This window comes from Bacillus sp. AM 13(2015) (genome assembly GCF_001518755.1).
Classification (GTDB): domain Bacteria; phylum Bacillota; class Bacilli; order Bacillales; family Bacillaceae; genus Bacillus; species Bacillus safensis.
On record NZ_LKCP01000026.1, the window covers coordinates 1 to 15,329 of the forward strand.

General features: G+C 40.8%; 11 protein-coding genes. All 11 read left to right on the forward strand.

The features are described from left to right. The coding region (proS, locus tag AOQ70_RS03025) for a proline--tRNA ligase (protein WP_156417732.1) at positions 1-1,077 on the forward strand (1,077 nt) is incomplete at its 5' end. A gap of 73 nt (positions 1,078-1,150) precedes the next feature. After that, positions 1,151-5,464 carry a PolC-type DNA polymerase III gene (locus AOQ70_RS03030; protein WP_058837694.1) on the forward strand — a complete coding sequence of 1,438 codons (4,314 nt, stop codon included), beginning with the start codon at positions 1,151-1,153 and terminating at the stop codon, positions 5,462-5,464. Positions 5,465-5,888: 424 nt separating this feature from the next. Then, positions 5,889-7,739, forward strand: coding sequence for a glycoside hydrolase family 9 protein (locus AOQ70_RS03035; protein ID WP_059374825.1), 1,851 nt, complete (start codon positions 5,889-5,891; stop codon positions 7,737-7,739). A 32-nt stretch (positions 7,740-7,771) separates the two neighbouring features. After that, positions 7,772-9,877, forward strand: coding sequence for a glycoside hydrolase family 48 protein (locus tag AOQ70_RS03040; protein ID WP_059374826.1), 2,106 nt, complete (start codon positions 7,772-7,774; stop codon positions 9,875-9,877). Positions 9,878-9,968: 91 nt separating this feature from the next. Further along, positions 9,969-10,328, forward strand: coding sequence for an endo-1,4-beta-xylanase (locus AOQ70_RS19875; RefSeq protein ID WP_231730817.1), 360 nt, complete (start codon positions 9,969-9,971; stop codon positions 10,326-10,328). After that, on the forward strand, positions 10,322-11,197 hold the full coding sequence (locus AOQ70_RS03045) for an endo-1,4-beta-xylanase (RefSeq protein WP_231730818.1): 876 nt from the start codon (positions 10,322-10,324) through the stop codon (positions 11,195-11,197). The genes AOQ70_RS19875 and AOQ70_RS03045 overlap by 7 nt, the downstream gene beginning before the upstream one ends. A gap of 24 nt (positions 11,198-11,221) precedes the next feature. Next, on the forward strand, positions 11,222-12,355 hold the full coding sequence (locus AOQ70_RS03050) for a glycoside hydrolase 5 family protein (protein ID WP_059374828.1): 1,134 nt from the start codon (positions 11,222-11,224) through the stop codon (positions 12,353-12,355). A gap of 176 nt (positions 12,356-12,531) precedes the next feature. Next, positions 12,532-13,125, forward strand: coding sequence for a hypothetical protein (locus AOQ70_RS03055; protein ID WP_059374830.1), 594 nt, complete (start codon positions 12,532-12,534; stop codon positions 13,123-13,125). Next, complete coding sequence (locus AOQ70_RS03060) at positions 13,118-13,411, forward strand: winged helix-turn-helix domain-containing protein (RefSeq protein WP_039178612.1); 294 nt, start codon at positions 13,118-13,120, stop codon at positions 13,409-13,411. The genes AOQ70_RS03055 and AOQ70_RS03060 overlap by 8 nt, the downstream gene beginning before the upstream one ends. A 21-nt stretch (positions 13,412-13,432) precedes the next feature. After that, on the forward strand, positions 13,433-14,326 hold the full coding sequence (locus AOQ70_RS03065) for an ABC transporter ATP-binding protein (RefSeq protein ID WP_059374832.1): 894 nt from the start codon (positions 13,433-13,435) through the stop codon (positions 14,324-14,326). 215 nt (positions 14,327-14,541) lie between these two features. After that, positions 14,542-15,327 (forward strand): ABC transporter permease, encoded by a 786-nt coding sequence (locus AOQ70_RS03070; RefSeq protein ID WP_231730819.1) that lies wholly within the window; start codon positions 14,542-14,544, stop codon positions 15,325-15,327. Positions 15,328-15,329: the final 2 nt, after the last annotated feature.

A 15,329-nucleotide genomic window follows, 5' to 3' on the forward strand; every position in this document is an offset into this window, starting at 1 on the left:
GTGTTGTGCTTGGCAGTCTCAGAGGTCGGAGAGGATACCATCGCTTATTCTGATACTTCCTCATATGCTGCAAACATTGAAATGGCTGAGGCTGTATATCACGGAGAAGAAGCAAATCCTGCGGACTTCAAAGAGCTTGAAAAAGTCCACACGCCGCAAGCGAAAACAATCCAAGATGTGGCTGGATTTTTAGAAGTTGATCCTTCTGCATGCATGAAATCTGTTTTGTTTAAAGCAGACGATGCGTATGTTCTCATCCTTACTAGAGGCGATCATGAAGTAAATGATGTGAAAGTGAAAAACTTAGTAGGAGCACAGCTTGTCGAACTAGCATCACGCGAAGAAGTGCTAGAAGTCATTGGAACTGAGCCTGGATTTGTTGGACCTGTTAAACTGGAAGCAGAAGTCGATATTTATGCGGACCTTGCTGTGAAGGGAATGACAAATGCAGTCGCTGGTGCAAACGAAACGGATTATCACTATGTCAATGTCAACCCTGCACGTGATGTGTCAGTGAAAGAATTCACAGATCTTCGCTTGATTCAAGAAGGAGATGTTTCTCCAGACGGGGAAGGCACCATCCAGTTTGCAAAAGGGATTGAAGTAGGACAAGTCTTTAAACTCGGCACTCGTTATTCTGAATCAATGGATGCAACGTACCTTGATGAGAATGGACGGGCGCAGCCAATGATTATGGGCTGCTATGGCATCGGCATCTCTAGAACTCTTTCAGCGATTGTTGAACAGCATCATGATGAGAAAGGAATCATTTGGCCGGAAACAGTGGCACCATATGACCTTCACCTCCTTGCATTAAATATGAAAAACGATGCGCAAAAAGAATTGGCTGAAACGTTGTACGAGCGCTTAGAAGATGAAGGCTTTGACGTACTTTTCGATGACCGCCAGGAGCGTGCAGGAGTGAAATTTGCAGACAGTGATTTAATTGGACTGCCAATTCGCATTAGCTGCGGTAAACGTTCAGAAGAAGGTATTGTTGAAGTGAAGTTTAGAAAATCAGGTGAATCACATGAAGTATCTGTTGATGATCTGATTTCATTTATACGCCAAGCATAAAACGAACAAAAAAATGAAGGTACCTCCTGTAGAAAAGAGGTACCTTTCTGATTGAAAAAAGGAGGGTCCTGTCTTGGATGAACAATTACCGATCACACGGCGGCAATTTCATATATTACTCAATCAGATTCAAATGACAGATGATGACCTCAGTCGTTACTTTGAAGAAGGGGAAATCGTCAAATTGACGGTGCACAAAGCGACGAAAACATGGCATTTCCTTTTTAAATTTAAGGCTCTTTTGCCTTACAAAGTATACGCCATGTTTCTCAGCAGACTGACAAATGCATTTTCTCATATTGCACAAATTACTTGTACGATTGAAGTGAGTGATCCGCACATCTCTGAAGATCTCGTACAATCGTACTGGTCACATTGTGTGGAAGAACTTCAAGGAATTTCTCCCCCAATCATCAGTTTGCTTCAGCAGCAAAAACCGTCGCTGTCTGGCCATAAAATCATCATTAAAACGAAAAGCGAAACAGAGGCACTCGCTATTAAGAAGAAGTACAGCCCGATGCTCCAGGCCGCATTTAAACAAGTAGGTTTTCCAGAGCTGCAATTCGATACAGAAATTTTTGTATCAGATCAAGAGATTCAGAAGTTCAGAGAACAAAAGCTTGCTGAAGATCAAGAAAGAGCCATGCAAGCCCTCACTGAGATGGAGAAGAAAGAAAGTGAGGAGCAGGATGAAGCTCCATCGGGCCCTCTGATGATTGGCTATCAAATCAAAGACAATGAAGAAATTCGTACGCTTGACAGTATCATGGACGAGGAAAGAAGAATCACCGTTCAAGGCTACGTATTCGATGCAGAAACGCGTGAGCTGAAAAGCGGGAGAACGCTTTGTATCTTTAAGATCACTGATTATACAAATAGTATATTGATCAAAATGTTTGCAAGAGAAAAAGAAGATGCTCAGCTGATGAAATCATTGAAAAAAGGCATGTGGGTGAAAGCAAGAGGAAGCATTCAAAATGATACGTTTGTCAGAGATCTTGTCATGATCGCTAATGATGTCAATGAAATGAAACCGCAGCTGAAAGAAGATACAGCACCTGAGGGTGAAAAGCGTGTGGAGCTTCATTTACATTCACCTATGAGCCAAATGGATGCTGTCACTGGCATCGGCAGGCTTGTTGAACAAGCAAAAAAATGGGGACATGAAGCCATTGCTCTGACAGATCATGCCGTTGTACAATCCTTCCCGGATGCGTATGCAGCAAGTAAAAAGCATGACATCAAAATGATGTACGGTGTGGAAATCAATTTAGTGGACGACGGGGTACCGATTGCGTATAACCCAGAGCACCGCTTGTTAGAGGATGCGACATATGTCGTATTTGACGTAGAGACAACTGGACTTTCAGCCGTTTATGACACGATCATTGAGCTGGCAGCAGTGAAAATCAAAGGCGGGGAAATCATTGACCGCTTTGAGGCGTTTGCAAATCCCCATCACCCGTTATCAGCGACAACCATCGAATTAACAGGTATCACCGATGATATGGTGAGAGATGCACCAGATGTCGTCGACGTCGTACGGGATTTCAAAGAATGGATTGGACAAGATATTCTTGTTGCGCACAATGCGAGCTTTGATATGGGCTTTTTAAATGCAGCGTATAAACGCCTCTTAAAAACAGATAAAGCGTCAAACCCTGTCATTGATACACTTGAACTTGGCCGTTTCCTATACCCAGAATTTAAAAATCACCGGCTGAACACCCTCTGTAAAAAGTTTGATATTGAACTAACGCAGCATCACCGGGCGATTTATGATGCAGAGGCGACAGGCTATCTCATGCTGAAGATGCTAAAAGATGCGGCTGAAAAAGAGATTGCCTATCACGATCAATTGAATGAAAACATGGGGCAGTCGAATGCTTACCAGCGCTCACGTCCTTACCATGCAACTTTGATTGCTCAAAATGAGACAGGTCTTAAGAATTTATTTAAGCTTGTTTCACTTTCTCATATTCATTATTTCTACCGTGTCCCGCGTATTCCACGCTCCCAGCTTGAGAAATATCGAGAAGGTTTAATTGTTGGGTCTGCTTGTGATAAGGGTGAGGTATTTGAAGGAATGATGCAAAAGTCACCTGATGAGGTGGAAGACATTGCAGCATTTTATGACTATTTAGAGGTACATCCGCCAGAAGTGTATCAGCACCTGCTGCAGCTTGAGCTAGTTCGAGATGAACGTGCGTTAAAAGAAATCATCACAAACATTGTCAAACTTGGCGAAAAGCTGAATAAACCAGTTGTGGCGACTGGGAATGTACATTACCTGCATCCAGAAGACAAAATTTATCGTAAAATCTTAATTTCATCACAAGGTGGAGCGAATCCGCTGAACCGACATGAACTGCCAAAAGTTCATTTTAGAACGACAGATGAAATGCTTGAAGCGTTCTCCTTCCTAGGAGACGAAAAAGCGAAAGAGATCGTCGTAACAAATACGCAAAAAGTATCTGAGATGGTCGAAAGCATTAAACCTATCAAAGATGATCTTTACACACCAAAAATTGAAGGTGCAGATGAAGAAATACGGGAAATGAGCTATCAAATGGCGCGCAGTATCTACGGAGATGACCTGCCGAAAATCGTAGAAGACCGCATTGAGAAAGAATTAAAAAGTATTATCGGTCATGGTTTCGCCGTTATTTACTTAATCTCTCATAAGCTCGTAAAAAAATCACTTGATGATGGATATCTTGTTGGTTCAAGGGGATCTGTCGGATCATCTCTTGTTGCGACATTAACAGAGATTACTGAAGTAAATCCACTTGCACCTCATTATGTATGCCCAAGCTGTAAGCACTCTGAGTTCTTTAATGACGGATCTGTTGGTTCAGGCTTTGACCTTCCAGATAAAGACTGTCCTGAATGTGGAACGCCGTATAAAAAAGACGGACATGATATTCCGTTTGAAACGTTCTTAGGTTTTAAAGGAGACAAAGTCCCTGATATTGACTTGAACTTCTCAGGTGAATATCAGCCGATAGCGCATAACTATACGAAAGAGTTGTTCGGAGAAGAGTATGTATACCGAGCAGGGACGATTGGTACCGTTGCAGAAAAAACAGCATACGGTTACGTGAAAGGCTATGCAGGGGATCATAACCTTCATATGAGAGGTGCTGAAATCGACCGGCTTGTACAAGGCTGTACAGGGGTAAAACGGACAACGGGCCAGCATCCAGGCGGGATTATCGTTGTGCCGGATTATATGGACATTTACGATTTCTCACCTATTCAATACCCAGCAGATGCGACAGGTTCTGATTGGAAGACGACACATTTTGATTTCCATTCGATTCACGATAACTTGCTCAAGCTGGATATTCTTGGGCACGATGATCCAACGGTCATTCGTATGCTTCAAGATTTAAGCGGAATCGATCCAAAAACGATTCCAACAGATGACCCTGAAGTCATGAAGATTTTCCAAGGGACAGAGCCGCTAGGTGTAACAGAAGAGCAAATAGGCTGTAAAACAGGTACACTCGGTATCCCGGAATTTGGAACAAGATTTGTTCGGCAAATGCTAGAGGATACAAAACCAACGACCTTCTCAGAGCTTGTTCAGATTTCTGGACTCTCACACGGTACGGATGTATGGCTCGGAAACGCACAAGAGCTCATTCACAATAAAACGTGTGAACTAAGTGAAGTCATTGGGTGTCGTGATGATATTATGGTCTATCTCATCTACCAAGGCTTAGAGCCGTCACTTGCCTTTAAAATCATGGAATCTGTTCGTAAAGGAAAGGGACTTCCTCCTGAATGGGAAGAAGAAATGAAGAATAATAATGTACCAAACTGGTATATTGATTCTTGTAAAAAAATCAAATACATGTTCCCTAAAGCCCACGCGGCTGCATATGTATTGATGGCTGTTCGTATTGCTTATTTCAAGGTGCATCATGCACTCCTGTACTATGCGGCTTACTTTACCGTTCGTGCGGATGACTTTGATATTGAAACGATGACAAAAGGATCGAATGCAATCCGAGCCGTTATGGATGATATTAATTCAAAAGGTTTAGATGCATCACCGAAAGAAAAGAACCTATTAACTGTACTAGAGCTTGCCCTTGAAATGTGCGAAAGAGGCTACCATTTCAAAAAAGTTGACCTCTATCGCTCAAGTGCAACAGAGTTTATCATTGATGGAGACGGACTAATTCCACCATTCAACTCGATCCCTGGACTCGGAACAAACGTTGCGTTAAATATTGTCCGCGCGCGGCAAGATGGGGAATTCCTTTCAAAAGAAGATTTACAAAAGCGTGGAAAAGTCTCAAAGACTATTCTTGAGTATTTAGATCGTCAAGGCTGTTTAGAAGCACTTCCTGATCAAAATCAGCTTTCTTTATTCTAATGTGATGAATAAGAGCGCCCTTAAAAGGGCGTTCTTTTCTATATATACAATAATATTATTATGTTAACTAATAAAGATTTTTCACCAACTGGAATTATTTTCATATCCATTCATATATCTTGATTTAGCGTGATGTTTTAAGAGAAGAGATTGTATGTCATTCTTTCTACCCAAATAGAGCTCAAAAGAGAATTTCGCCGTCTGAAATGTTCTTAAGCGACATATGATCATTCTGGGTACAGTCAGAAGGAGAATCAAGAGAAAACTTCGATGAGCGTAAAGCTGATTGCTGTTTACTATGCTTATTTTTGAAACATATTTGATTCTTTTCAAAACTGTACAGATCACGAAACGAAGTATCAAAAGGAGGCGGTGCGTCTATTGATCAATGTTTCACTAAAAAGAAGGGGTGAGCAATAGAGAAATGGCATCTTACAACTATGTAGAGGTTTTACAAAAATCCATGCTTTTTTATGAAGCGCAACGGTCAGGCCGGCTTCCGGAAAACAATCGTCTTAACTGGCGGGGAGATTCTGGACTAGAGGACGGCAAGGATGTTGGGCATGACTTAACCGGCGGCTGGTATGATGCAGGAGATCATGTGAAATTTGGACTTCCGATGGCTTATTCAGCAGCCGTGCTTGCATGGACAGTATATGAATACCGGGATGCTTATGAAGAGGCGGAGCTGCTTGATGAGATATTAGATCAAATCAAGTGGGCAACGGATTATTTCTTGAAAGCACATACGGGCCCGAATGAATTTTGGGCGCAAGTAGGTGATGGAAATGCTGATCATGCTTGGTGGGGACCAGCAGAAGTGATGCCGATGAACCGGCCAGCTTTTAAAATTGATGAACATTGTCCTGGAACAGAAGTAGCTGCACAAACTGCGGCGGCTTTAGCAGCAGGTTCTATCATTTTTAAAGAAACAGATGCGTCTTATGCGGCAAAGCTTTTGACGCACGCTAAACAGCTATATGCATTTGCTGACAAGTATCGCGGCAAATATTCAGATTGTGTCACCAATGCGCAGCCATTTTACAACTCCTGGAGCGGCTATGTTGACGAACTGATTTGGGGCGGAATCTGGCTGTACTTGGCGACAAATGAAGAAACTTATTTAAACCAAGCATTAAAAGCGGTAGAGGAATGGCCGGAGGATTGGGATTATACGTTTACCATGTCATGGGACAATACTTTTTTTGCTTCACAAATCTTACTTGCAAGAATCACGAAAGAGAACAGATTTATAGAATCCACTGAGCGCAATCTTGATTACTGGACCACAGGTCTCGTTCAAAATGGAAAAGTAGAAAGAATCACCTATACGCCTGGTGGTTTGGCATGGCTAGATCAATGGGGTTCACTTCGTTATGCCGCCAATGCAGCATTTTTAGCCTTTGTTTATGCTGATTGGGTATCTGATCAAGAAAAGAAGAATCGATACCAATCGTTTGCAATCAAGCAAACTCACTATATGTTAGGTGATAATCCGCTGAATAGAAGCTACGTCGTTGGGTTTGGCCAGAATTCGCCGAAGCACCCGCACCATCGTACTGCACATGGCTCATGGTCTAACCAGCTGACAAACCCTCCAAATCACCGGCACACACTTTATGGAGCGCTTGTTGGAGGTCCTAATGCACAGGATCAATATGACGATGACATCTCTGATTATATATCTAACGAAGTGGCGACTGATTATAATGCCGCCTTTACTGGAAATATCGCCAAAATGGTGCAGCTCTTTGGTCAAGGCCAATCAAAGCTGCCAAATTTCCCGCCTAAAGAACAGGTGGAGGATGAGTTCTTTGTAGAGGCAGCTGTGATGCATAACGATACAACATCTACTCAAGTGAAAGCAGTGCTGTACAACAGGTCCGGCTGGCCGGCAAGAACCAGTCAAACACTCTCCTTCAGATATTACGTTAATCTGAGCGAGGTCTTTGCAAAGGGATTGACTGAAAAGGATATTCAGGTGACAGCAGCCTACAATGAAGGCGCTTCCTTATCGCCTTTAAAGGTATATGACGCATCAGCTCGCGTCTATTTTGCAGAAATTGATTTTACCGGCGTAGCTATTTCTCCTAGAGGAGAATCTGAGCATAAGAAGGAAATACAATTTCGAATATCTGCTCCAAATGGATCGAATATATGGGATGCCTCAAATGATTATTCCTATCAAGGATTAACATCCACTATGCAAAAAACAACGAAGATTCCTGTTTTTGACGATGGTGCTTTAGTATTTGGCACACTTCCAGACAAATAAAAATCAACGATTTTATTGAAAGGGTGAAGGACTTGTCAAATAAAGAACGGTTTTTAACGCTTTATCATCAAATCAAAAGCGATGCGAATGGATATTTTTCACCAGAAGGAATTCCGTACCATTCAATCGAGACGCTCATTTGTGAAGCGCCTGATTACGGACATATGACAACTTCGGAAGCGTATAGCTATTGGCTATGGCTTGAGGTGCTGTACGGACATTACACAGGGGATTGGAGCAAATTAGAGGCAGCTTGGGACAATATGGAGAAGTACATCATCCCAGTCAATGAAGATGGGCATGATGAGCAGCCGCATATGAATGCTTATAATCCGTCCAGTCCAGCCACATATGCAGCAGAGAAACCATTTCCGGATCAATACCCAAGCCAATTAACCGGTGCCCGTCCTGCTGGTCAAGATCCAATTGATGGTGAATTAAAATCAACCTATGGATCGAATGAAACGTATTTAATGCACTGGCTCCTTGACGTAGATAACTGGTATGGCTATGGGAACTTGCTCAACCCATCACATACAGCCGCATATGTGAACACATTCCAGCGTGGTCCACAGGAATCTGTATGGGAGTCCATCCCTCATCCATCACAAGACGATAAATCTTTTGGTAAGCCGAATGAAGGCTTTATGAGCTTGTTCACAAAAGAAAATCAAGCTCCAGCTGCTCAGTGGCGTTATACGAATGCAACAGATGCTGATGCACGTGCGATACAAGCGATGTATTGGGCGAGGGAGCTCGGCTATAATCAGTCAGCTTATCTTGATAAAGCGAAAAAAATGGGGGATTTCCTTCGTTACGGCATGTACGATAAATATTTTCAAACGATTGGAAGCGGGAAGCAGGGGAATCCGTATCCTGGAAACGGAAAGGGTGCCTGTCATTACTTAATGGCTTGGTATACCTCTTGGGGCGGAGGACTTGGGGAGTATGCAAACTGGTCATGGCGTATTGGAGCGAGCCATTGTCATCAGGGATATCAAAATCCTGTCGCTGCTTATGCTTTATCCTCAGATAAAGGAGGCTTAAAGCCATCTTCTGCTACCGGGGCAAGCGATTGGGAAAAAACTTTAAAGAGACAGCTTGAATTTTACGTATGGCTTCAATCGAAAGAAGGAGCCATAGCAGGAGGCGCAACCAATAGCTGGAATGGAGACTATAGCGCTTATCCGGCGGGAAGAAGTACTTTTTACGATATGGCATATGAAGATGCGCCTGTTTACCTTGATCCACCATCAAATAACTGGTTTGGAATGCAGGCGTGGCCAATGGAGCGCGTAGCAGAGCTTTATTATATTTTTGTCAAAGATGGCGACAAAACATCTGAAAATGTCCAAATGGCCAAATCTGCCATAACAAAATGGGTCAACTATGCATTAGATTATATTTTTATCGGCAGCCGTCCTGTGTCGGATGAAGAGGGTTATTTCTTAGATGAGCAAGGACAGAGAATTCTAGGAGGAACAAATGTTTCGGTTGCTACAACAAGTGCGCCTGGAGAGTTTTGGCTACCTGGAAATATTGCTTGGAGCGGACAGCCTGATACTTGGAATGGATTCCAGTCTGCAACAGGAAATCCAAATTTAACAGCTGTCACAAAAGATCCAACTCAGGATACAGGCGTATTAGGGAGTCTTGCCAAAGCTTTGATTTTCTTTGCTGCAGCCACAAAGCTGGAAACAGGTGATTATACAGCGCTTGGTGCAAGAGCGAAAGATGCAGCCGCGCAGCTTCTAGAGGTTGCATGGAATTACAATGATGGCGTCGGCATAGTGACCGAGGAAGATAGAGAAGACTATGACCGTTTCTTTAGAAAAGAAGTGTATTTTCCAAATGGATGGAACGGGACATTTGGTCAAGGAAATCAGATTCCTGGAGCCAGCACCGTTCCTTCTGACCCGCAGCGAGGAGGGAATGGGGTCTATACGAGTTTTGCTGACCTTCGTCCGAAGATTAAACAAGATCCAGCGTGGTCTTCACTCGAAAGTAAATATCAGTCTTCATTTAATGAAGCTACAGGCAAATGGGAGAATGGCGCACCAGTTTTCACTTATCACCGCTTCTGGTCTCAAGTGGATATGGCCACTGCCTATGCTGAATATCATCGTCTGATCAACTAAGAGATCAAAGGTCAAATTCAAGCTGTCGGCTTCTAGCCGGCAGTTTGAATAGAAAATATCAAGAATCCAATGAAGATAAGGGTGAGTTTATATGGTCAAAGAAAGAAGTTTTCTTCATCATTCATTCAATAGGGGCGAAAATGGACAGGACAGTCTGATGTGGAAAAAAGAGGCGGATGATCGAATCTCAGAGCATAGACAAAGAGATCTTGTGATCAACGTGACAAACGGTGAAAAAAAGCCAATAGCAGGTATAGAGGTTGAAATAAAGCAAATCAGACATGAATTCGCCTTTGGTTCAGCGATGAATGATCAAGTGTTATTTAATCAACAATATGCTGATTTTTTCGTGAAGCATTTTAATTGGGCTGTTTTTGAAAATGAGGCAAAATGGTATGCGAATGAGCACAAAGAGGGAGAATCACCTACGAAAAAGCAGATGCGATGCTGAATTTTGCAGATCGACATCAGCTTCCAGTGAGGGGGCACGCTTTGTTTTGGGAGGTAGAGGATGCGAATCCAAGCTGGCTAAGGTCACTGCCGAATCACGAAGTATATGAAGCCATGAAAAACCGGCTTGAGCATGCGGGTAATCACTTTAAGGGGAAATTCCGTCATTGGGATGTAAACAATGAAATGATGCATGGTTCATTTTTTAAAGATCGCTTTGGGAAAAATATTTGGAAGTGGATGTATGAAGAAACGAAAAAAATTGACCCTCAAGCACTATTGTTTGTGAATGATTATAATGTGATCTCATATGGTGAACACCATGCCTATAAAGCGCATATCAATGAACTGCGTCAGTTAGGCGCACCTATTGAGGCGATTGGGGTTCAAGGCCATTTTGAAGAACGGGTCGACCCAGTCATTGTCAAAGAGAGACTCGATGTGCTTGCTGAGCTAGGTCTTCCAATATGGGTCACAGAGTACGATTCTGTTCACCCTGACCCTAATAGAAGAGCGGATAACCTGGAAGCTTTATATCGCGTCGCATTTAGTCATCCAGCCGTAAAAGGAGTGCTGATGTGGGGATTTTGGGCAGGTGCCCATTGGAGAGGGGAAAATGCAGCCATCGTGAATTATGATTGGTCTTTAAATGAAGCAGGAAGACGTTATGAAAAGCTTCTAAATGAGTGGACGACCCAAAGAGTTGAAAAAACAGATGATAATGGCCATGTGAGATGTCCAGCATTTCACGGAACATATGAGATTCGAATCGGTAAAGAAAGTAAAATGTTGAAACAGCAGACGATAGAACTTGATTCAAATGAACAAACACCGCTCCAACTAGATGTGATCCTACCTCAAGAAGGATAGAGATAGATTGTGAGGAGAATATAAATGAAAAAGTGGGCTCAAAGAGTGTCTTGCTTCATACTTGTGGCCGCTATTTGGTCCGGCTGGTTTTCGCTTACGATTAAAGCCGCCGCTTATGTGCAGACGTCTGGTACACAATTTACGCTGAACAATCAACCATTTTACTTCGCCGGCACAAATAATTACTATTTCCATTACAAATCTAAAAAAATGGTAGATGCTGTGTTCGATGATATGAAAGCAATGAATTTAAAGGTCATACGGATTTGGGGCTTTCACGACGGGGCCCCTCAAGAAAACTCAGTCTTACAATCTAGTCCAGGGGTCTATGAAGAATCGGGTTTTCAAAAACTAGATTATGCCATTTATAAAGCAGGCCAGGAAGGAATAAAGCTTGTCATCCCACTAGTGAATAATTGGGATGACTTTGGTGGTATGAATCAATATGTGAAGTGGTTCGGGGCAGGATCGCATGATGCCTTTTATACAGATCCTCGTATTCAAAAAGCTTACAAAAATTATGTCCGCTATGTATTAGAAAGAACCAATACGTATACAGGTGTTCAATATAAAGACGATCCAGCTATTATGACGTGGGAATTAGCCAACGAGCCGCGGATGCAGTCAGATCCAACAGGAAATGGACTAGTCAAATGGGCGGATGAAATGAGTACATGGATCAAATCACTGGATCGTCACCATCTTGTTGCAGTAGGAGATGAAGGATTCTTTCGTATACCAGGACATGAAGATTGGTTTTACGGAGGAGGGGAAGGCGTCGATTGGGACCGTCTAACATCTCTTCCTAATATCGATTATGGAACCTATCATTTGTACCCAGACCATTGGAACAAGTCTGCTGTCTGGGGAGTGAAATGGATCGAAGACCATATCACCCGCGGAAATTCAATCGGAAAACCAGTTGTGCTAGAAGAGTTTGGCTACCAAAATCAATCAGCTCGTCCCGACGTATATCAAAGCTGGCTGTCAGCGGTAGAGCGGCTCGGAGGTGCTGGCAGTCAATTTTGGATTTTAACAAGCATTCAGGACGATGACTCGCTCTATCCGGATTATGACGGATTCCGCATCATAAAAGGGAGCAGGGAGGCAGCACTTATCAGTGAACATGCGAAAAGAATGAATGAAAGAAACCGATGATGAATGCCAGAAAAAATCAACAAGCAGAAGGTATTTATGAGATTGCGTTGAGGAAGGAGGTGGTTATTTATTTTTAATCTTAATTCATAAAAAATGTATTTCCAATAACTTGACTAAATGGAAATTTAATTCTATACTCTGTAGTACAGAGTTCTTTGTGAAAGAGGAGTTTATTTATGTCTAATGAAAAAATTAATAATTCAGAAATATTAGAGAATTTATCTCATATCAAGACGATTACAAATTATAAAACAGAGTATTGTAAACAAACAAGTATTTATTTTATCATTTGGGGCCTTATTTGGATAATGGGATATTCAATCCCTTTACTTTTTGCTAATTCAATAACTACAGGTGTCTTTTGGCTTATTTTAGGCATTGCGGGCTGGGTTATCACTTTAACTACATATTTTAAACAAAAGAAAATGATACCGATGCCCTTGTTTTTAAGAACTCAATTGCAATACACATGGCTTGGTCTTGGAATTATTTTAGGTATCTTTATTTTTTTAATATGTGTTGGTTTATTACCATATACATTAAATAATTTACCCTTTTATATTGTTTTATTGGTTTCTATCATGTATTTACTCTTAGGTATTGTTTTGGCTAAAGAGATCTTTATTATGGGGTTCTGGTTAAGTGTTTTAGGTGTAACTACATTTTTATTATTTCCTAGTTTAATGAACATTATCTTCGCTTTTATTGGTGGAGGAAGTTTGTTATTAACTGGTGTGATTTTAAAAAGAAAAGGACAAGGAAATGAGTAATGTCAATAGTTTAAATGATTTAATCCATCCAAAAGTTCGGTTAGGTATTATGAGTTTATTAATGATTTATGAAAAATGTGATTTTAGCTTCTTAAAAAGTTCTTTATCTGTAACAGACGGTAATTTGGGCTCGCATTTAAAAAAATTAGAGGAAGCAGGCTACGTGCTAATTACAAAAACCTTTGTGGATAAAAAACCAAAAACAATAGTAAGTATAACGAATTTGGGAGAGCACGCCTACAAAGAATACTTGAGTGTTATTGAAGCCATTTTAAAAAATAAATGAGATGGAAGGAAAGGGTGCCGAATGTTGAAAATAGAAAACGTTAGTAAAAAATACGGAACTTCCCAAGCATTAAATAGTGTTACATTAACGATTCCAGAAGGAGTTTGTTATGGATTAATAGGTCCAAACGGGTCTGGTAAATCAACCTTGATGAAAATTATATCTCATATCATTAAATCATATGAAGGCAAAGTTGAGCATGTTGGTGAGTCTAAAAGTGCGCTCGGCTACATCCCGCAAGACATCAGCTTAGAGGAAAAATTAACAGCTAAAGTAAATATGGAGTTTTTTGGACAAATTTATGGTTTAAAGGGGAAAACATTAGATGAAAGAGTAGAACAAACACTAAAAGATGTAGGATTGTGGGAAAGAGCAAATGATATAGTTGAAAGCTTTTCAGGAGGAATGAAACGTCGTTTGAATATTGGCTGCGCTTTAATGCACGCTCCTCAGTTAATTCTTTTAGATGAACCGACAGTGGGGGTAGATCCTCAATCAAGACGTTATATTTTCGACATCATTAACAAATTGAAGGAAGAGGGAAGAACTATTATCTATGTTAGTCATTATATGGAGGAAATAGAGAGTTTATGTGATTATGTGGCTTTCATTGATAAAGGGAAAATTGTTGAAGAAGGAAAAATAGGTGAGCTTTTGAATCGTTACGCAGAAACATCTGTCTTTTTTGAATCTAAGATTCCTAGTAAAACATTAACTACTCTCGGGTATGATTTTGTAACCTATCAAGGTGGAGTGTTGGTTAAAACAGCAAAACCATTAGATACATTAGAAGAATTGGCTAAACTAAGTAAAAAGGAATCGCTGGTTCCCCAACAATTATCTTTGTACAGACCGAGACTTGAAGATGTTTTTTTTCAATTAACAGGAACAGATTTACGTGATCAATTACAATAAAAATGTCTTTATGAATGAAAACCACTCTCGTATTCAATTACTTATAAGAGTGACTGATGTAGAAAGAGCATCAAAATCTAAAGAACAGAATTAATTTGTGTGTACCGTAAAATTTAAAATCATAAGTAATTAGTCGAAATTTTTTGGCTAATTATAATTCATCACATCTGCAAATGGTAAAATTAATAAAAAATGTGATTATTTAAGAGTGATAGATGAAAGGGAATCAAATTAATATAACGGGAGTGATTTTTATGTGGCCACTAGTCCGCATCGAATCTATAAAACAGGTGAAAGACCGATCATTGTTGTTCTGGACCATTTTATTACCAGTTGCTTCAATTATTCTTTTAATAGAATTATTCACAACAGGTAGTTCTCAAGCGCAAAAAACATTGGTTGCTTCTCAATCAGTGACAGGGATGAGCGTGTTTTTCTCCACATTTGTCATTATTTCAATTGTCATTAGTTTTGTAAAAGATCGTGAGAAAGGGATTGTGGCAAGGCTAGCAAGTACTCCTTTACAGCCGCATCATTTTTTTCTTGGAAAGTGCGTTCCGTTTTTTATCATCATTTTATTTCAAGTTTTGCTGTTAACCATTTTAGGGGTTTATTTATATGGTATTGAAATAACACAATACAGCTCGTATTTCTTAGTAGTGGTTCTATTATCAATGCAAGTGACTTCATGGGGAGTTGCCATCGCCGCATTTGCTAAAACTGAGAATACAGGCTTAGTAATGACAAACATGATTGCTTTAGGGACAGCAGTTGCTTGTGGTTTATGGACTCCATTTGATCAATTACCTAGTTATCTCAAAATAATTGGTATGCTCTTCCCGCAGTATTGGGCACATCAAGGCTTAGTGCAATCAGTATCAACACTACCCGGGGGAGAGAATTTAATCTTAGTAACAGTAGTTCTTATAGGCTATACACTGTTAGGGTTTATTCTTTCGTTGGTTGGCTACAAAAAATATATAAAAAGAGCCAGAGGCTAGGC